Origin of the sequence: Streptomyces sp. NPDC079141 (assembly GCF_040686775.1) — a bacterium.
GTDB lineage: Bacteria > Actinomycetota > Actinomycetes > Streptomycetales > Streptomycetaceae > Streptomyces.
On the sequence record NZ_JBFBLP010000001.1, the window covers coordinates 567287 to 584923 of the forward strand.

16 protein-coding genes are annotated in these 17637 nt (G+C 72.2%); 6 read left to right on the top strand and 10 right to left on the bottom strand.

Annotated features, from left to right (window positions below; translation table 11 throughout):
• Positions 1-93: 93 nt before the first annotated feature.
• Positions 94-879, top strand: a complete 786-nt coding sequence (locus AB0Q90_RS02610; protein ID WP_363162587.1) for an ABC transporter ATP-binding protein — start codon at positions 94-96, stop codon at positions 877-879.
• Between the two features lie 3 nt (positions 880-882).
• Entirely contained in the window at positions 883-2193 is a 1311-nt protein-coding gene (locus tag AB0Q90_RS02615; protein ID WP_363162586.1) for an ABC transporter permease, read from the top strand.
• Positions 2194-2294: 101 nt separating this feature from the next.
• Here AB0Q90_RS02615 and AB0Q90_RS02620 read toward each other — a convergent pair whose 3' ends face one another.
• Complete coding sequence (locus tag AB0Q90_RS02620; RefSeq protein ID WP_363162585.1) at positions 2295-2765, bottom strand: TetR/AcrR family transcriptional regulator; 471 nt, start codon at positions 2763-2765, stop codon at positions 2295-2297.
• Between the two features lie 45 nt (positions 2766-2810).
• Between AB0Q90_RS02620 and AB0Q90_RS02625 the strand changes: the two genes are divergently transcribed.
• The gene (locus tag AB0Q90_RS02625; protein WP_363162584.1) at positions 2811-3668 is read left to right on the top strand and encodes a MoxR family ATPase; all 858 of its coding nucleotides are present in this window, start codon (positions 2811-2813) and stop codon (positions 3666-3668) included.
• Between the two features lie 2 nt (positions 3669-3670).
• A complete protein-coding gene (locus tag AB0Q90_RS02630; RefSeq protein WP_363162676.1) occupies positions 3671-5029 on the top strand; it encodes a VWA domain-containing protein in 1359 nt (452 codons plus the stop codon).
• On the opposite strand, the gene AB0Q90_RS02635 is transcribed toward AB0Q90_RS02630, so the two are convergent.
• Complete coding sequence (locus AB0Q90_RS02635) at positions 5030-5731, bottom strand: SDR family oxidoreductase (protein WP_363162583.1); 702 nt, start codon at positions 5729-5731, stop codon at positions 5030-5032.
• 209 nt (positions 5732-5940) lie between these two features.
• Here AB0Q90_RS02635 and AB0Q90_RS02640 point away from each other — a divergent pair, with 209 nt between their 5' ends.
• Entirely contained in the window at positions 5941-6915 is a 975-nt protein-coding gene (locus AB0Q90_RS02640; RefSeq protein ID WP_363162582.1) for an NAD(P)-dependent alcohol dehydrogenase, read from the top strand.
• A 60-nt stretch (positions 6916-6975) separates the two neighbouring features.
• Here AB0Q90_RS02640 and AB0Q90_RS02645 read toward each other — a convergent pair whose 3' ends face one another.
• From AB0Q90_RS02645 to AB0Q90_RS02680, 8 genes are all read right to left on the bottom strand, one after another.
• Entirely contained in the window at positions 6976-7335 is a 360-nt protein-coding gene (locus AB0Q90_RS02645) for a cupin domain-containing protein (protein ID WP_363162675.1), read from the bottom strand.
• A gap of 142 nt (positions 7336-7477) precedes the next feature.
• The gene (locus AB0Q90_RS02650) at positions 7478-8455 is read right to left on the bottom strand and encodes a threo-3-hydroxy-L-aspartate ammonia-lyase (protein WP_363162581.1); all 978 of its coding nucleotides are present in this window, start codon (positions 8453-8455) and stop codon (positions 7478-7480) included.
• Positions 8452-9147 (bottom strand): PAS domain-containing protein, encoded by a 696-nt coding sequence (locus AB0Q90_RS02655; protein WP_363162580.1) that lies wholly within the window; start codon positions 9145-9147, stop codon positions 8452-8454. The genes AB0Q90_RS02650 and AB0Q90_RS02655 overlap by 4 nt, the downstream gene beginning before the upstream one ends.
• Positions 9148-9249: 102 nt before the next feature.
• Positions 9250-10908 carry a thiamine pyrophosphate-dependent enzyme gene (locus AB0Q90_RS02660; RefSeq protein WP_363162579.1) on the bottom strand — a complete coding sequence of 553 codons (1659 nt, stop codon included), beginning with the start codon at positions 10906-10908 and terminating at the stop codon, positions 9250-9252.
• Entirely contained in the window at positions 10905-12173 is a 1269-nt protein-coding gene (locus tag AB0Q90_RS02665) for a cation:proton antiporter (RefSeq protein ID WP_363162578.1), read from the bottom strand. The genes AB0Q90_RS02660 and AB0Q90_RS02665 overlap by 4 nt, the downstream gene beginning before the upstream one ends.
• A 13-nt stretch (positions 12174-12186) precedes the next feature.
• Entirely contained in the window at positions 12187-13572 is a 1386-nt protein-coding gene (locus AB0Q90_RS02670) for a cytochrome P450 (RefSeq protein ID WP_363162577.1), read from the bottom strand.
• Entirely contained in the window at positions 13569-14660 is a 1092-nt protein-coding gene (locus tag AB0Q90_RS02675; RefSeq protein WP_363162674.1) for an alpha-hydroxy acid oxidase, read from the bottom strand. Before AB0Q90_RS02675 ends, AB0Q90_RS02670 begins: the two co-directional genes overlap by 4 nt.
• Before the next feature lie 10 nt (positions 14661-14670).
• Positions 14671-16239, bottom strand: a complete 1569-nt coding sequence (locus AB0Q90_RS02680) for an NAD(P)-binding domain-containing protein (protein WP_363162576.1) — start codon at positions 16237-16239, stop codon at positions 14671-14673.
• A 325-nt stretch (positions 16240-16564) separates the two neighbouring features.
• Here AB0Q90_RS02680 and AB0Q90_RS02685 point away from each other — a divergent pair, with 325 nt between their 5' ends.
• Positions 16565-17521: an MFS transporter gene (locus AB0Q90_RS02685; protein ID WP_363162575.1), complete on the top strand. Its 957-nt coding sequence runs from the start codon at positions 16565-16567 to the stop codon at positions 17519-17521.
• Positions 17522-17637: the final 116 nt, after the last annotated feature.

Here is a 17637-nt window from a genome sequence, read left to right on the forward strand (position 1 = left end):
CGGGATACGGGTTCTGCGCCCAATGTGCCGCGCTCGCCGTCTCCGTAGCTTCTTGGGCAGGGCACAGGGAGTGCCGGACGGGGAGTGATGACGATGTTTCGCACAGGCTCGCGACGTGCGCACGACGAGGGACCCGCCGCCGAGGCGCTCCGGCTGGTCAAGGTCACCAGGACCTACGGGGAGGCCGACAGCGCCGTGACCGCGTTGAGGGAGGTCACGCTCGGGCTCGGGAGCGGGACGTTCACCGCGGTGATGGGTCCGTCTGGTTCCGGGAAGACGACGCTGCTGCAGTGTGCGGCCGGGCTCGACCGGCCCGACAGCGGGATCGTCCAGGTGGACGGCACGGAGCTGACCGGTGGTGACGAGACGGCGCTGACGAAGTTCCGGCGGGGCCGGATCGGGTTCGTGTTCCAGCAGTACAACCTGCTGGAGACGCTGACCGTCGCGCAGAACACGGTGCTGCCGCTCAAGCTCGCGGGGCGGCGGGTGGACCGCAGGCGGGTGCGGGAGGTGCTGGCGTCCGTCGGGCTGGGCGACCGGCTCGGTCACCGTCCCGACCAGTTGTCCGGCGGGCAGCGCCAGCGTGTCGCCATCGCGCGCGCTCTGGTCGCCGAACCCCGGGTGATCTTCGCGGACGAGCCGACGGGCGCGCTGGACACGCGCAGCGCCCGGGATGTGCTGAGGCTGCTCCAGCAGGCGGTGCGGGTGCACGGGCGGACGGTGGTGATGGTGACGCACGACCCGGTCGCCGCCTCCTACGCGGACGCGGTGCTGTTCCTGGCGGACGGCCGGCTCGCGGGCCGGATGGACGCGCCGACGCCCGACGCGGTGGCCGAGCGTCTGGCGCACCTGGGTGACGACGTGGCGACGGAGGTGTGAGCGATGTTCGTACTGGCGATGCGGTCGATCCGGCAGCGGCCGGGCCGGTTCCTGGCGACCCTGCTGGCCGCCTTCCTGGGCGCGGCGATCATCATGACGTTCAACTCGCTGCACGACACGGCGGGACAGGCCGGCGTCGACTCGACGAGCGCGGACACGCTGACCATGGCGGCCAGTGTCGTCGGCGGCTACGGCACCCTGCTGGTGTTCTTCGCCGTGGCCTCGACGCTGACGGTCAACGTCCGTCAGCGGACGGCCGAACTGGAGCTGCTGCGCTGCTCGGGGGCGACCCCGGCGCAGATCAGGCGGATGGTCGTGGGTGAGGCGGTGGCCGTGGCGCTGCTCGGCGCGGCGCTGGCGATCGGGCCCGCGATGCTCGGCGGGCGGATGCTGCTGGAGGTCTTCCACGACAGCGGTCAGGTCGCCGAGTCCGTGGAGCACTCCTTCGGTCCCGTCGCACTGATGACGGGCGTCGACATCACGCTGCTCGCCTCGGCGGGCGCCGCGTTCCTCGCCGTGCGGCGGGCGACGCGCGGGACCGGCCGGCACGGCAGGGCGAGGACGTTCCTCGCGTATGCGGCGCTGGCGGCCGGGGCCTTGTCGGTGTGCTCCACCTTCGCGTTCTCCGCGACCGACGAGGCGCTGATGGCGCCGCCCGCCTACGGGGCGATCCTGCTGTCGGTGGGCTGCGCGCTGCTGGCGCCGCGACTGCTGACGGGGGTGCTGGACCGGCTGCCGCTGAGCGGTGCGAGCGGCTGGCTGGCCGTGCGGAACCTGCGGCAGCGGGCCGGGCATCTCGCCGGGATCCTCATGTCGCTCATCCTCTTCACGGCGGTGTCCACGGTCACGCTGACCGCGCAGGCGGTGGAGAGCGACGCGCTGGCGGCCTCGGGCGCGGTGAAGTCGGTCGACGCCAAGAACCTGGAGACGCTCAACTTCACGGTCGTCGGCATCATCGTGGTGTTCGTCTGCATCATGCTCGTCAACTCGCTGTACGCGGCGACGACTTACCGCGGCCGGGAGTTCGGGCAGCAGCGACTGGCCGGGGCGACGCCGGGCCAGGTGCTCGGCACGGTCGGCACCGAGGCGCTGATCCTCACGGTGACCGGTGTGGCGTTCGGCGCGCTGGCGGCGCTCGCCGGGATCGTCCCGTTCACCATGGTCCGCACGAACGGCGTACTGCCGGGCGAGGCCTACGGCATCGGCGCCGCGGTGGTCGCCGTCGCGGCGGCGACGACCCTGGGCACGAGCCTGCTCACGGCCCGGCGGGTGCTGCGCACCCCGGCGGTGCGGGCGGTGGCGGTGGCGTCCTGAGAGGGACGGGTACGGCGAGTGGGGCGGTCGCTTCGGCGGCTGCCTCCTTCGCTGTCGAGGCGCGTGCTCTCACTCGATGGCTGTCGTAGCGCGTGCCGCCCTCACTCCATTCCGGCCGCGTCCAGCAGCGCGGCGACGGTGGTGGTCAGCCCGTCCAGCTTTTCGATGCGGGCCCCGGCGCGGGCGCTCGCCCCGTCGAGGACCAGCATCAGCTGGCGGGCGAGCAGTTCGGGGTCGCGTGCGCCGCCGAGTTCGGCCTGCGTGCGGAACAACACCTGGAGACGCTCTTTCACGTCGCGCGCCACGACACTCGCGGGGTGTTCGGGGTCCTTCAGCTCGACCAGGGCGGCCAGGTACGGGCAGCCGCAGTACTCGGACTCCGTGGCGTTGGCCTCCAGCCGGCCGAAGAGCTCCAGGATCCACTCGCGGGGTGGGGCGGCGTCCTGCGGGCCGGGCGCGAGCCGGGCCTCGTAGGCCGGGATCTGTCGCTCCGGGCTCGCCGCGAGGACCTCGTCCGGCCGTCTTCCGGCCGGAAGAAGCCTTGGATTCCGGGTGACACGAGCGGTGAACAAGCGCTTAGATAGGGACTCCGCGCCACCCCTGAGCTGGAGGCCCCGTTGTTCACATCCGTCGACGACGTCTCCGCGCGTCTCGCCGAGACCGGCTATCTCGCCTCGCCCGCCGTCGCCACGACCGTCTTCCTCGCCGACCGCCTCGGCAAGCCGCTCCTGGTGGAGGGCCCGGCCGGGGTCGGCAAGACGGAGCTGGCCAAGGCCGTCGCCGAGGTCGCCGGGGCCCGGCTGATCCGCCTGCAGTGCTACGAGGGCGTCGACGAGTCCCGGGCGCTGTACGAGTGGAACCACGCCAAGCAGCTGCTGCGCATCAGCGCGGGCCGCGACGAGACCTGGGACGAGACCCGCACGGACATCTTCAGCGAGGAGTTCCTGCTCACGCGCCCGCTGCTGACGGCCATCCGCGGCGACGACCCGAAGGTGCTGCTGATCGACGAGACCGACAAGGCCGACGTCGAAGTGGAGGGCCTGCTCCTGGAGGTGCTCAGCGACTTCCAGGTCACGGTCCCCGAGCTCGGCACCATCACCGCCACGCGCCGCCCCTTCGTCGTCCTCACCTCGAACGCGAGCCGTGAGCTGTCCGAGGCGCTGCGCCGCCGCTGTCTGTTCCTCCACATCGGCTTCCCCGACGAGGAGTTGGAGCGGCGGATCGTACGGCTGAAGGTGCCGGGGCTCGACGAGGCGCTGACCCGTTCGGTCGTCCGGGTGGTGGGCGCGCTGCGGGCCATGGACCTGCGGAAGGTGCCCTCGGTCGCCGAGACGATCGACTGGGCGCGCACCCTGCTCGCGCTCGGCGCCGACACCCTGGACGAGACGGTCGTACGCGACAGCCTCGGGGTGCTCCTCAAGCACCAGGACGACGTCCTGAAGGCCTCCGCCAAGCTCGACCTGGACGCCCTGTGACCCTGCCCGCGCCGGCCGGCGCCACGGAGCGGCTGACGTCGCTCGTCGCGGCCCTGCGCGCGCACGGCGTCCGGATCGGCACCGGCGAGACCGTGGACGCGGCCCAGGCGGTCGAGGCACTGGGGTTCGCGGACCGCGAGCGGCTGCGCGAGGGCCTGGCCGCCACGCTGCTGCACGGCACCGCCCAACGGCCCGTGTTCGACCCGGTCTTCGACCTGTACTTCCCGCGCGGCGTCGGCGCTCCGGAGCAGCAGGCGGCCGACCGGGACGACCTGCGCGAGCGTCTCGCGGCCGCGCTCGCCGCGGGCGACGACACGTTGCTGGCCCGGCTGGCCGTCGAGGCGGTCGACGGCTTCGGCGGCTACGGCTCCTCGCCCGCCTCGGACGGCTGGTCGTCGTACCAGACCCTCGACCGGATCCGCCCGCAGACGCTGATGGCGCGCGTGCGCGACGACGTCCGCGCGGGGAGCGGGAGTTCGGGGTTCGCCGACCGGCTGCTGGAGGACGAGATCCGACGCCGTATCGAGGCGTTCCGGGCACTGGTGGCCGAGGAGGCGCGGCGCCGGGTGGCCGAGCGGCGCGGGCGGGACGAGATCGCCCGGCGGGGGGTGGCCCCGTCCGCCGACCGGGTCGACTTCCTGTTCGCCGGGAAGGCCCAACTGGCCGAGCTGCGCAGGGCGGTTCAGCCGCTCGCCCGCAAGCTCGCGACCCGGCTCGCGGCCCGCCGCCGCCGGGCCGCCCGGGGCACCATCGATCTACGGCGGACCCTGCGCGGTTCGCTGTCGACGGGCGGCGTGCCGATGAAGCCGGTGCTGCGCCGGCGGCGTCCCGTGCGGCCCGAACTGGTGCTGCTGTGCGATGTGTCGGGCTCGGTGTCCGGGTTCTCGGACTTCACGATGCTGCTGGTGCAGGCGCTGCACGACCAGTTCAGCAAGGTGCGGGTGTTCGCCTTCGTCAACCGGATCGACGAGGTGACCGGACTGATGGAGCACGGCGCGGCAGACCCTGAGGGCCTCGGTGCCCGCATCCATGCGGAGGCCGCCCTCACCGGCTGGCACGGCAGCAGCGACTACGGTGTGGCGCTCGGCGAGTTCGCGCAGCGGTACGGCGACGCGGTCGGGCCGCGGACGACCGTCTTCGTGCTCGGTGACGCCCGGACGAACATGGGTGATCCGAACCTGCCGGCCGTCCGGCAGCTGGCCGAACGGGCCCGCAGGGTCTACTGGTTGAACCCCGAGCAGGCTTCCAGCTGGGGCACGGGCGACTCCGCCGCGCCCGAGTACGCCGAGCTGGTCGAGATGCACGAGTGCCGCAACGCCCGACAGCTCAGCGCCCTCATCGCCCGTCTGTTGCCGGTGTGATCAGGCGGCGAGCTGCGGATAGAGCGCCGAGAGGTCCGCGGCAAGACCCGCCTTCACCTGCCGGCTGATGTCGTCGGCCAGCACCTCGTAGGCCCCGGCCTCGATGCCGTCCAGGGCCTGCACCGCCACGCTCTCGGGCGTGGACTTCGGCTCGTCGATCTTCGCTGTCAAGTCCGTGTCGACATAGCCGACATGGAGGCCGGTGACCTCGATGCCGCGCGGCTTGAGGTCCAGGCGCAGGGAGTTGGTCTGCGACCACAGGGCCGCCTTGGAGGCGCTGTAGGAGCCGGCGAGGCCGAGCCAGGACAGCACGGAGTGGACGTTGAGGATGTGGCCGCCGCCGTTGCGCTCGATGACGGGGACGAAGGCACGGGTGACCAGGAGCGGCCCGTAGAAGTTCGTCTCGAACTCGCGGCGGACATCCTCGACGGGCGAGTCGAGGAAGCCCGCGTTCACGCTCGCGCCCGCGTTGTTGATCAGCAGGGTGACGTCCTGCGCCTGTTCGGCGGCGGCCGCGACGGACGCGGGGTCGGAGACCTCCAGGGCCAGCGGCACGGCGTCCGGGTGCGTGACGGTCCGGGGGTCGCGGGCGGTGGCGTACACCTTCTTCGCGCCGCGCTCGTACAGGGCGGTGACCAGGGCCCGGCCGATTCCGCGGCTGCCGCCGGTGACGAGGGCGACGGAGCCTTCGATGGTGGTCATGGGGTTCTCCCGACTCATGGACTGCGAACTGGGGACAGCGGACTGGGATCAGCAATTGAAAACCGATTGGTTTCCGTATGCCCTTACAGTAAACCGATCGGTTTCCTCCGGGCAAGTGCAGCGGCTCACCCGTAGAAAAGATCAGGGTTCGTCCCTGATGTCCGGGCCGCTGCCGCTCACCTACGCTCGCCTGTGACGAGGGAGATGCCATGAAGGCAGTGCTGCAAGGCCGGTACGGCTCGGCGGACACGCTGGAGTTCCGGGACATCGAGCGGCCGGTGCCCGGCGACGGCGAGGTGCTGGTGCGGGTGCACGCCGCTTCGGTGAACGCCTACGACTGGCACTTCATGCGCGGCGACCCCAAGGTGGCACGCGCCGTGATGGGGCTGCGCGGGCCCAAGGCACGTATCAGGGGCAGGGACTTCGCGGGCACGGTGGAGGCGGTGGGCGCTGGGGTCACGGACCTCCGGCCCGGCGAGGAGGTGTACGGCGAGGCCGACGGCGCCTTCGCGGAGTACGTCTGCGCCAAGGACAGCATGGTGGGCCCCAAGCCCGGCAACCTCACATTCGAGCAGGCCGCCGCGATACCCCTGGCCGGCAACACCGCACTCATCGGCGTCCGCGACCTGGCCGGCGCACGCAAGGACATGACGATCCTGGTCAACGGCGCGTCGGGCGGCGTGGGCACGTTCGCCGTGCAGCTCGCCAAGGCCTACGACGCCGAGGTGACCGGCGTGTGCTCCACGCGCAACGCCGACCTGGTCCGCTCGCTCGGCGCGGACCACGTCATCGACTACACCCAGGAGGACTTCACCCTCGGCGGACGCCGATACGACGTGGTCCTGGACCTGGTGGGCAACCACTCCCTGGGAGCGTTCCGACGCGCGGTCACCCCTTCCGGCACGCTGATCCTGTCCGGCGGGGGCGTCTACGAGGGAGGCAGCCTCCTCGGTCCCATGGGGCTGTTCTTCAAGCGGCGGCTGGCGGCGCCCTTCGTGCGGCAACGGCTGGTCAAGATCTCGGCGAAGGCCGGCAAGCGGAACCTCGCCGCCCTGCGTGAGCTGGCCGAGTCCGGGAAGATCGCCCCGGTCGTCGAGCGGACGTATCCGCTCGCAGAAGCGGCCGAGGCGATCCGGTATCTGGAGGTGGAGCACGCACGCGCGAAGGTCGTCATCACTGTGTGAGGTGCCGGGACGCAGCCGGGGGACATCACCGTGGGACGTACCGGCGCGCGCCGGGCGGCCTCACTGCTTCTTGCCGAACTCCCTCGCCGTCTGCCCCTGGAAGTCGTAGGCCACGACCTGCTCGTCGCCCACCACCCAGGCGTCGTGTCCCGGCGAGCACACGAAGACGTCACCGGGGCCGACTTCCTGCTCGCTGCCGTCGTTCATGCTGATGTGCATGCGGCCCTGGACGATGTAGCCGTTGTGATGCATCTGGCAGGTGTCGGTGCCCACAATCTGGGCCAGGGACTCGGTCCAGCGCCAGCCGGGCTCGAAGGTCGCCACGGCGAAGTCGAGATCTGTCATGTGGACGGCTTCGAGGTGGCCGCGGGGGAAATCACGCCGCTCGTCCGGCTTGTCGAGCGTCTTCACTTCCAGCACCATGACGTACTCCCTTCCGGCCGCGTGACACCGCGGCCGGGGCCGGTCGCGCGGCGGCCCTGTACACCGCCGTCGGCGGCCGAGCCCCTACCACTCCATCGTCCGCCCTGCCACCCGGGGCCGCCATTCCAGGGACGTCGGCTCAGGCCGCCGTCCCGCAGAGCTCGGCGAATCGCTCGGCGTCGATGTTCCCGCCGGAGAGGATCACCCCGACCCTGCGCGGGAGCGGCCCCGCCCGGCCGGTGAGGAGGGCGGCCAGCGGGGTGGCACCGCTCGGCTCCACGACGATCTTCAGCCGTTCGAAGGCGAAGCGCATCGCCTCCCGGATCTCGTCGTCGCCGACCAGCGCGATGGCGTCGACGAGCCGCCGGTTGACCGAGAAGGTGAGTTCGCCGGGCGTCTGGAGGGCCTGGCCGTCGGCGATGGTCCGCGGCACGGGGATCTCGATCCGCCGCCCCGCCTCCAGGGAGCGCTTGGTGTCGTCCCCGGCCTCGGGCTCCACCCCGATCAGCCGCGTGCCCGGGAACAGGCCCTTGGCCGCCGTGGCGCTCCCGGCCATCAGTCCGCCGCCGCCGACCGGCGTCACCAGCGCCCCCAACTCCCCAACTTCTTCCAGAAGTTCGAGGGCAGCCGTGCCCTGTCCCGCGATGACGTGCGGATGCTCGTAGGGCGGGATGACGGTGAGGCCCCGCTCGGCGGCCAGGGCCTCGGCGATGGCGGCGCGGTCGCCGGTGTAGCGGTCGTAGGTGACGATCTCGGCGCCGTATCCCTCGGTGGCCGCCCGCTTGGAGCGCGGGGCGTCCTCGGGCATGACGATCACGGCGGTGGTGCCGAGTTCCCGGGCGGCCAGGGCGACGGCCTGGGCGTGGTTCCCGGAGGAGTAGGCGGCGATGCCGCGGGCGAGCTGTTCCGGCGTGAGGCGGGAGGCCGCGTTGTAGGCGCCGCGGAACTTGAAGGCGCCCACGCGCTGGAAGTTCTCGCACTTGAGGAAGACCTCGGCGCCGACGAGCGCGTCCAGGGTGCGTGAGCGCAGCACCGGGGTGCGGTGGGCGACGCCCTTGAGGCGCTGGGCGGCGTCGCGGATGTCGTCGAGAGTGACCGGCGGGGTGGTGGTTGTCACGCGTGTCCTCCATCAAGGTCGGCACCGGGCGCGGCCTGGGCGCGCGCCTGGGAGAGGTAGCTGTAGGCGGAGGCGCGGGAGATCCCGAGCCGGGCGGCGACCTGTTCGATCGCGCGCCGCACGGCGAAGACGCCCCGCTCGTCCAGGCCGCGGAACAGCTCCAGGCGCTGGGCGCGGTCCAGCCCCGCCCAACTGCCGTTCTGCCGCAGCTGGTGGGCGTCGAGGATGGCGTCGACGACGGAGTCGATGTCGTTGCCGAAGGTGGTGACCGGCACGTCGGCCGGGGTGCCGCCGAGGCCGGCGAGCGCGCCGAGCAGGGCGTGGGCGTCCTGCACGGCGGTGATGTCCAGGTTGACGCAGAGGGCGCCGAACACGGTGTCCGTGGAGTCCCGCAGCACCATCGTGGACGCCTTGACCAGCTTGCCGCCCCGGGTCCGGGTGACGTAGTTCAGCTCGTCGCCGGCCTCGTCGCCGCGGCCGACGATCCGCATGCCGATCTCGCTCATCGCCCCGCCCACGGCCCGCCCGGTCACCGAACCGGCGACCGCGACCACGGACTGCTCCGGCTGCCGGTAGTCGTGCAGCACCACCTCGCACATCGGCCCGAAGGTCGCCACCAACCCGTCGACAACCGGTCTCAGCGCGGCGACGATCGCGTCCCGCTCCGCCTCCAAGGCCCGTTCGGCCGCCATTGCGCGCTCCTGCCCGTACGCAGTTCCAGGGCTCGGCGGCATGTCCCGCCGAGCCCTGTCTAGACTACACGTCCAGTAGCTGTACAGACAGTCCAATCCCTGTCAGTCGCGAACCGACCCCGGCGCACCTCCCAGCAGCAGCGGCCAGACGCTGGGCATCTCCCCCACCGGCACCTCGATCAGCGACGGTCCCCGTTCGCCGAACGCCTCCTTCAACGCCCCGGCCAGCTCCCCCGGCGTCTCGGCCCGCACCGCGGGGACCCCGAAGGACTCCGCCAGCCGTACGAAGTCGGGGCTGCTCAGATCGCTGCCGATGAACCGCCCCTCGAACTCGTCCGCCTGGATGCGCCGGACGTTTCCGTAGGCGTGGTCGTTGAACACCACGGCGACGACCCCGATGCCGTAACGCCGCGCGGTGGCCAGTTCCTGGAGGTTGAAGCAGAAGCCGCCGTCCCCGTTGAGCGACACCACCGCGCGGTCCGGGTGCGCCGCCTTCACGCCGAGCGCCGACGGATAGCCGTAGCCGAGAGTGCCCTGGTAGCCGGGCGTGAGGAAGGTGCCCGGGTGGTGGACGGGGTAGCCGACGGCGGCCAGATAACCCACCTGGGTGAGCTCGTTGACCAGGAATCCGTCGTCCGGGATCGCCTCGCGCAGGGCCCGGACGTAGGACCACTGGGGTTCGGCCTCCGCCACGCGGCCCGTGCACCACGCCCGGACCTCGGTGAGTTCCTGCGCGGACCACTCGGAGCGGCGCGGGCCGGGCGGCAGCGCCGCCGTGACGGCCTCCAGCGCCGTGTGGGCGTCCTCGCACAGGGTGAGGCCGGCAGTTCTGGGCGGCCCCACATCGGCGGGATCGGCGTTGACGAGGATCACGGTCGCGCCGGGTGCCGTGGGCAGTGCCGTACCGCGCGGAGAGACGAAGCGGGTGCCGACGGCCAGCACCACGTCCGCCGTGGGCAGCACGCGCGGGGTGGCCAGCGCGGGCAGCGCGAGCCGGTGGTGGGCCGGGATCGCGCCGCCCGCGTTACGGCTGGTCAGCACCGGCGCGCCGAGCCGCTCGGCCAGGCCGGTCAGGGCGTCCCCGGCACGCGCGGCGAGTACGCCTCCACCGGCGAGGAGGAGGGGGCGGCGGGCGGTGCGCAGGGCCGCGGCGATGTCGGCGACGGTGGAGGGGTCCGGAGGGTCCGGGTCCGGCGGCTCGTACGGCACCTCCCGTCCCGGCACGCCGCCGTGCGCCTCCCCCGCCAGCACATCCGCCGGAAGCGTCACCGCCACCGGCCGCGGACGCCCCGCCCGGGACCGCCGTACCGCCTCCCGGACGATCCCCGGGATCTCCTCCGGACTGTCGGCCCGCGCCGACCACTTCGTCACCGACGCCAACGCCCCGCCCTGGTCCGGCAGTTCGTGCAGCATGCCGAGGTTGCGGCCGGACAGGGCCGACGGGATGTCTGCGGCCAGGCACAGCAGCGGCGAGGAGCACGCGTAGCCGGTGGCCACCGCCGAGAGGGCGTTGAGCACCCCGGGGCCGGGGACGACGAGGCAGACTCCGGGTCGGTCGGAGGTGCGGGCGTAGGCCTCCGCCATGTGGGCCGCCCCCTGTTCATGGCGTGCGGCCACATACTCGATGGGTCCGCCCGCGTCCCGGGCCCGGGCGAGCGCGTCCAGCACATGGTCGAGCTGGACGCCCGGCACGCCGAAGACATGCCGGACGCCCTCCCGTTCGAGCTGCCGGACGAGGAGTCCCGCGCCGGTGCGCGTCACGTCGGCACCGTCTCCGTCTCCCTGGGCTCCTCGACCGGCCGGGACCGGGCGTCCCGGCGGTCGAACCAGCTGAGCATGGGCGCCGTCATCACCGTGGTGACCAGGGCGACCAGGACGAGGGCGGAGAACATGGCCGACGTGACGATCCCGGCGGCCAGGCCGATGTTCAGGGCGATCAGCTGCATCAGCCCCCGGGCGTTCATCAGCGCGCCGACCCGCAGCGCCACCGGCTGCGGCTCGCCCCGCAGCCGGGCCGCCGCCCAGCAGCCGCCGAACTTGCCGAACACGGCCAGGACCACCGCCGACACGCCGAACACCGTCACCGCGGGGTCGGCGAAGACGTCGAACTCCGTGTTGAGGCCGGAGTAGGTGAAGAACATCGGGACGAACAGCACCTGCGTCACCGACTGCACCGTTCGCACCAGCCGTTCGGACGCCTCGGAGCGGGGCATGGCCATGCCGATGCAGAACGCTCCGAACACGGCGTACAGATCGATGATGTCGGTGAACCAGGCGCCGCAGAACAGCACCGCGATGGTGCCGAGCAGCCGGGTTTCCTCGCTCATCGCCCGGTGCTCCACGATCCACGCCAGCAGGCGGCGCCCGACCGTCAGCAGCACCGCCACGAACAGCAGGGAGCCGCCGACGGCGGTCAGGATGTGGCTGGCCTCGCCCGAGGCCGCGCTGAGCACCCCGGCCAGCATGATCCAGGCGACGGCGTCGTCAGTGGCGCCCGAGGCGAGGGAGAGCGACCCGAACCGGGTTCCGGCGAGGCCGCGTTCGGTGATGATGCGGGCCAGCATCGGGAAGGCTGTGATGGCCAGGGCCACCCCGACGAACGACGCCGTCACCCACACCGACACCCCGTCCACGAAGATGTCCACGTGCCCGTGGGCCGCGAAGGTCAGCCCCACGCCGAGCAGCAGCGGCAGGGCGACGCCGGCGGAGGAGACGGTGACGGCGGACTTGACCAGGCTGCGGCCGGCGTGGGCCCGGAACTCGTAGCCGGCGTGGAACATCAGGGCGACGAGACCGATCTGGCCGGCAACGTAGAGCACTGGTTTGAGTTCGGCCGGGAAGACGGCGGCGGAGGCGTCGGGAGCGACCAGGCCGAACAGGGACGGGCCGAGCAGGACACCGGCGATCATCTCGCCGACGACCGGCGGCTGGCCGAAGCGGGCGGCGACCGCGACGACCAGACGGCACGTCAGCAGGATCACCACGACGGCGGCGAAGAAGGCGGGGGCGAGCTCCACGGGAGTCATGTCCTTGCCCCCTTCACCGGCTGCCGACCGCGGTCGGGGCGGTCCCGCCGGGCCGCTCCGCGAAGTAGGTGCGGCACAGCCCCTGGCGCCGGGCGTCCCACACCATGTAGGTGCCGAGCACCAGTTGGGTGAGGCTGCGTGGCACGGTGGCCCAGCGGTCGCCGAGCCGCATCGCGGCCAGCCGGAACCGGCCGACCGTGGCGGAGTGCGGGACCAGCAGACACGGCCCGCGGCTGGGCAGGGACCGGGTGTGCTCCGCGGACGACTCCAGGCGGAAGCGCCGCAGCACCTCCTCGGCCGCCACCCGCATGGTGAGCACGGCGAAGCCCCGGGCGGGGCAGGGCCGGTTGGCGGTCACGCCGAACGGGATGTACGCCGCGGGCCTGGTGTCCTTGGCCAGCCACCGGTCCGGGTCGAACTCCTCGGCCGCGGTCCCGTCCGAGCGCTGGTACTCGGGGTAGTTGAACAGCAGGACGGATCCCGCGGGGATGGCGGGCCGTCCGGTGCGGGGGATCTCCCCGGTGGTGATCCGGTGGGCCACGCCGAACAGGGGGAAGTGCCGCAGGGTCTCGTCGATGACCCGGTCCAGGTAGCCGGGGTCGGTCGTGCCCGCCCGCAGCCGGTCCTGCACGTCCCGGTGGGTGGCGAGGGCCAGCAGCAGGTGGGCCATGGCCTCCGACATCTGCACCACGGCCGTGTTGAAGAACGTGCCCTGGAGGTAGTACGCCCGTTCCCGCTCGGAGAGCGTCGAGGGCAGCGGCACGGGCGGCGGGTCGTTCGCCAGCCGGTCCCCGAGGTGGGCGGTGAGGCGGGCCCGCCGGTCCATGTGCCTGAGGCGGGTGCACTTCAGGGCGCTGACGACGTCGTCGGCGTTGCCGGTGATCAGGTCCCGGACGTGGCGCGGGCAGGGCTCGCGGAAGACGACCTCGTGGTAGACCTCGGCCCAGATCGGCATCATCACATCGCGCAGCCGGACGTGGTGCACGCGCGCGTGTGCGTCCTCGCCGAGTTCGTCGAGGACGCGCCGGGTGCAGCGGTCGACGAGTTCCGTCCACTGCGCGCGGGACAGCCCGGCGAGGATCTGCCGGGTCGTGCGTGCCACGTCGTCGTAGCGGGGTCCGGGTTCCAGGTGCTCCTGGTGGACCTCGGGGCCGGGCGCGAGCCAGTACCAGAACAGGTCGGACAGGGCGGCGCCCCGGCTGCGGCCGCTCGCCGCGGGATGCCCGTACACCTGCCGGAACTCCTCGGCGGGTATCTCACGGCCCGGTGCGGTGATGCCCTCGTCGCCGTTGATCCGGGCGAAGATCGCCACGCGCAGGGCGACGACGGCCCGGGGCAGCCAGAAGGGCAGGCCGAGCAGCAGAGCGGCGCCGGCGGCGGTCCACAGGACGGCGCTCATGACCTCGCCCCCTCGAACAGCGGTCCCGACCAGGCGGGGCGCACGAGCCCGGGGGTCAGCTCGTCGAGTCCGGCCGCCCCGCACAGCGCGACGGCGTCCTCGACCTCCTCGCGCAACAGCTCCAGCAGCCGTCGTACGCCCTTTTCGCCGCCCTCGGCCAGCGCCCACATCACCGGGCGGCCGATGCCGACCGCGCGGGCGCCGAGCGCGAGTGCCTTGACCACGTCCGTGCCCCGGCGGACCCCGCCGTCCAGCAGGACCGGGATGCGGCCCGCCACCGCGGCGACCATCTCGGGAAGGAGCTCCAACGTGGCGGGGACGCCGTCGAGTTGGCGTCCTCCGTGGTTCGACAGCAGCAGTCCGTCCACGCCGTGCCGGACGGCGAGCCGGGCGTCCTCGGGGTGGAGCACGCCCTTGAGCAGGATCGGCAGGTCGGTGATCGAGCGCAGCCAGGTGATGTGCTCCCAGGACAGCTCCGCCGACATGGCGATCTGGCGCACGTGTCCGCGTTCGCCGTCCCGCAGGTCGACCAGGTTCTCGCAGCGCAGGCCGGCCGGCAGGTCGTGGAAGCCGTTGCGCCGGTTGCGTTCGCCGGCGCCCAGCACCGGGGAGTCGACGGTGACGACCAGGGCGGTGCAGCCGGCGTCGACGGCCCGGCGCACCAGGGCCTCGGTGATCTCCAGGTCCGGCTGGATGTAGAGCTGGAACCACAGCGGTGCGCAGCCCGCGGCGCGGGCCGCGTCGGCGATCTCGCCCACGGCGACCGTGGACGCCATGCTCACGATCATGATGGCGCCCGCGGCCGCGGCGGCCCGCGCGGTGGCTGATTCGCCTTCCGCGTCGACGAGTTTGTGGAAGGCGGTCGGCGAGAGCAGCACGGGCAGGCTGGCGCGGCTGCCCAGCAGGTCGACCTCCAGGTCGCGTACGGCGCTGCCGCGCAGCACCCGGGGCATGAGCCGGAGCCGTTCGAAGGCCTCCTCGTTGGCCCGTACGGTGATCTCGTCGCGTGCGCCGCCGGCGATGAAGTCGGCGTACACGGGGTCGAGTTTGTCGCGGGCAGCGGTTTCGAAGTCCCGCAGGGACAGCATCACGGCCGCCTCACCGCCCCGGGTCGGCGGGCTGGAGGTCGAGGGCACGGGCGAAGAAGTCCGCGAGCGGCGCCGTGTGCACCTGGGGGTTGTTCCACTCGTTCTCCAGGTTCTCCGCCAGGTGGTGGGCGCCGATGAGTTCACCGGCCCGGAAGTGGCGGACGACTGGATGGAGATAAGCGGCGTCGAAGGCCTGGTCCGCGGAGTTCTGCGAGGGGCGGCGCACGGTGATGTCGAAGGGGTCGACCTTGTCGTGGTCGGGGCCGTACTCCAGGGTGATCGTGAAGTAGGCGTCGCCCCGGGCGAGTTCGCTCTCGTGGGCGTAGGCGACCGGGACCTCCTCGTGGTAGCGGGCCGTCCCGGGTGCCGTGACGACGACGTCGCCGAGGACGCCGAACTGCTGCCACAGCGCCGAGGACCGGTTGACGCGCGCCACGACGGCGTCCGCCAGGGCGGCGGGGTCGGGCTCCAGCTCGCGGTGCGGCCAGGGCGTGTCGTGGTGGCGTTCGTCGAGGATGCGGCCGAGGGCGCGGACGGCGTAGCGGAAGCCGTGGATGAACCCACCCGTGGACTTCTTGAAGTCGCGCTGCTGCATGAGGGTGCCGGCGAAGTACAGGCCTGGCACGTTCACCGACTCGTAGGCGGGGTTGAGCGCGGCGAAGCGGTCGTTGATGACGAGTTCGGGGCGGCAGTCGGGGTCGAACACCGAGGCGTCGAAGCGGAATCCGGTGCACACGATCACGCGGTCGTAGCGCAGTTCCTTCACGACCTCGTCGGCGCGGGCGAAGCTGAACCGGACCCGGTAGCCGTCGTCGCCCTTGGCGATGGAGAGCACGTCGCCGTCCAACAGCGCGTTCTGCGACTTGAGTTGGTAGGTGTCGAGGAAGTTGTTGTTGACCGCGCGCAGATGGCCGACGTAGTGAGTGTTCCAGGCCATGCGGATGGAGTGGGGTCCGGCGACATGGATGACGGCGGCGGTCTCGACGAGGTTGTCGGCGGTCTCCAGGGCGGAGTTGCCCTTGCCGAGGATCAGGACCCGCTGGTCGGTGAAGTCGTCGGGGTCCACGGGGACGTCCGCGTAGTCCTCGGCCGTGTCGATGCCGGGGATGTCGGGGACGTGGGCCCGGGTCAGTCCGGTGGCCATGACCAGGCGGCGGGCGTGGTGGTCGTGGCCGTGCTGGTCGGTGACGGTGAAGCCGTCGGGGCCGCGCCGGATCCGCTCCGCCCGGGTGTCGTAGGCGATGTCGAGCTTGAAGGCCTCGGCGAAGTCGGCGAGATAGCGCACGAGGTCGTCGGCGTGCGGGAAGTAGCGCTTGCTGTAGCGGGTGAACAGCAGCTCGGGGTCCGGGGAGAGGAGGGAGTTCCAGTCCATCCGGAGGTTGAGTTCGGGGTCGGTGGTGCCGTTGTGGACCTTGTTGATGGAGATCAGCTGTCGGTGGCGCGGGAAGGTGCGGAAGAACGTGCCCGGGGTGGGGCCGCTCTCCAGGATCCGGTAGGAGTGTCCGGCCGACTGCAGGATCTGGCCGAGCTGGAGCCCCGCGGGGCCGGCGCCGATGACGAGGTGGTCGAGCGTTTCCATGTGCACAGTGCTTGCCTTCCGAATGGGGACGGAGAGGGGCGAAGGCCCGTGAGCAGTAAGCACTTGCTTCGGTCAACTTCCTTACTGCGACAGGGAGTTGACAGCTTCTTTTGAAACGTCAATCAGCACCCTAGTAACGGCTCTTCCCTCGCGACAACGCCGAGAACCGGCCACGGAGAGCGCTCCCGACGGGGATGTTGACGGCGTCATCGGCGCCCTCCAGGCGTTCTACGGACCCGTCATCCCCGCCCTGCGCGAGGAGTTCGCGCTCACCCCGTCGGCCCCGGACTCGGGCTGAGGGCGCACTTCGTCGGCGGAGTCGCCGGTGTCCTGCTCTTCGACCGGCTCTACGGCCGCGTCGGCAACCGGCGCATCCTCGGCGCGTCGTACCTGCTCATGGCCGTGGGCGCCGCCGGGTTCGCGCTGGCCCACCGCACTGGCCCTGGCCCTGCTGGCCGGCCTGGGCTTCGGCGGCATCGACTACGGCCTCAACCAGCTCTTCGCCGTCGGCTTCGGCCACAGTTCGACAGCCATGCTGAACATCCTCAACGCGCACTTCGGCATCGGCGCGATCCTCGGCCCGGCGCTGATCGGCGCGGTGGGCGCCCGGCACTACCCGGCGGTGTTCCTGGCCTTCGCGCCGGCCAACCTGCCGCTGCTGCTGTGCCTGAGAGGCGTACGCGACCACGCGCCGAACCCGGCCGCGGACGGGACGGCCCCGCCGGTCCTCGGCCGCAGCCTGGTCTCGGTGCTGGCCGTTTTCGTGGCCCTCTACGTCCTGCACGTCGGTATCGAGGCCGGTGTCGGCGGCTGGGAACCCACCCATCTGGAGACCGTCGGCTACAGCGCCGGCATCGCCGCGACCGCCACCTCCGTCTACTGGCTGATGATGACGGTCGGCCGCTTTCTGGTCGCCCCGCTCGCCCTGCGCTTCTCGGCGCAGGCGAGCATCACCGTGTCCTGCGCCGGCATGACGGTGTGTCTGCTGCCGGCCCGGTTCCCCGCCCTGGCCCCCTACGCCTACGCCGGTGGGCCTGTTCATCGCCCCGATCTTCCCGACCGGCCTGCCTCGCTGCACCGCGCCGCCCCGGGAGCCCGGCGCGCCGGGGCCGTGGTCATCGCGGCCTCGATGATCGGCGGCGTGGTGGCGGGACCCCTCGGCAAGGCGATCGAATGGTCCGGCATCCGTACCGTCCCCCTGCTCCTCGGCGCCGTCTCGGCACTCTGCCTGGCCGCCACGCTGTGGCTGACCGGCCGCACCAGGGTCGGGCCGAACGCCTGAGGCGTCGGCGTCGGAGCTGACGGTCCGCTGAGCCGTCAGCACGTGGAGCCGACGGACTCGTCGCACCGTCCGCGCCCCGCCAGGGGCGCGGGGAACTGCGCGATCAGCCCCCACCG

Excerpts from the sequence above, each read along its gene's own strand:
- AB0Q90_RS02610 (WP_363162587.1), top strand. The coding sequence starts at position 94 with ATGTTTCGCACAGGCTCGCGACGTGCGCACGACGAGGGACCCGCCGCC.
- AB0Q90_RS02615 (WP_363162586.1), top strand. The coding sequence starts at position 883 with ATGTTCGTACTGGCGATGCGGTCGATCCGGCAGCGGCCGGGCCGGTTC.
- AB0Q90_RS02635 (WP_363162583.1), bottom strand. The coding sequence starts at position 5,731 with ATGACCACCATCGAAGGCTCCGTCGCCCTCGTCACCGGCGGCAGCCGC.
- AB0Q90_RS02640 (WP_363162582.1), top strand. The coding sequence starts at position 5,941 with ATGAAGGCAGTGCTGCAAGGCCGGTACGGCTCGGCGGACACGCTGGAG.
- AB0Q90_RS02655 (WP_363162580.1), bottom strand. The coding sequence starts at position 9,147 with ATGGCGGCCGAACGGGCCTTGGAGGCGGAGCGGGACGCGATCGTCGCC.
- AB0Q90_RS02665 (WP_363162578.1), bottom strand. The coding sequence starts at position 12,173 with ATGACTCCCGTGGAGCTCGCCCCCGCCTTCTTCGCCGCCGTCGTGGTG.
- AB0Q90_RS02670 (WP_363162577.1), bottom strand. The coding sequence starts at position 13,572 with ATGAGCGCCGTCCTGTGGACCGCCGCCGGCGCCGCTCTGCTGCTCGGC.
- AB0Q90_RS02675 (WP_363162674.1), bottom strand. The coding sequence starts at position 14,660 with ATGCTGTCCCTGCGGGACTTCGAAACCGCTGCCCGCGACAAACTCGAC.
- AB0Q90_RS02680 (WP_363162576.1), bottom strand. The coding sequence starts at position 16,239 with ATGGAAACGCTCGACCACCTCGTCATCGGCGCCGGCCCCGCGGGGCTC.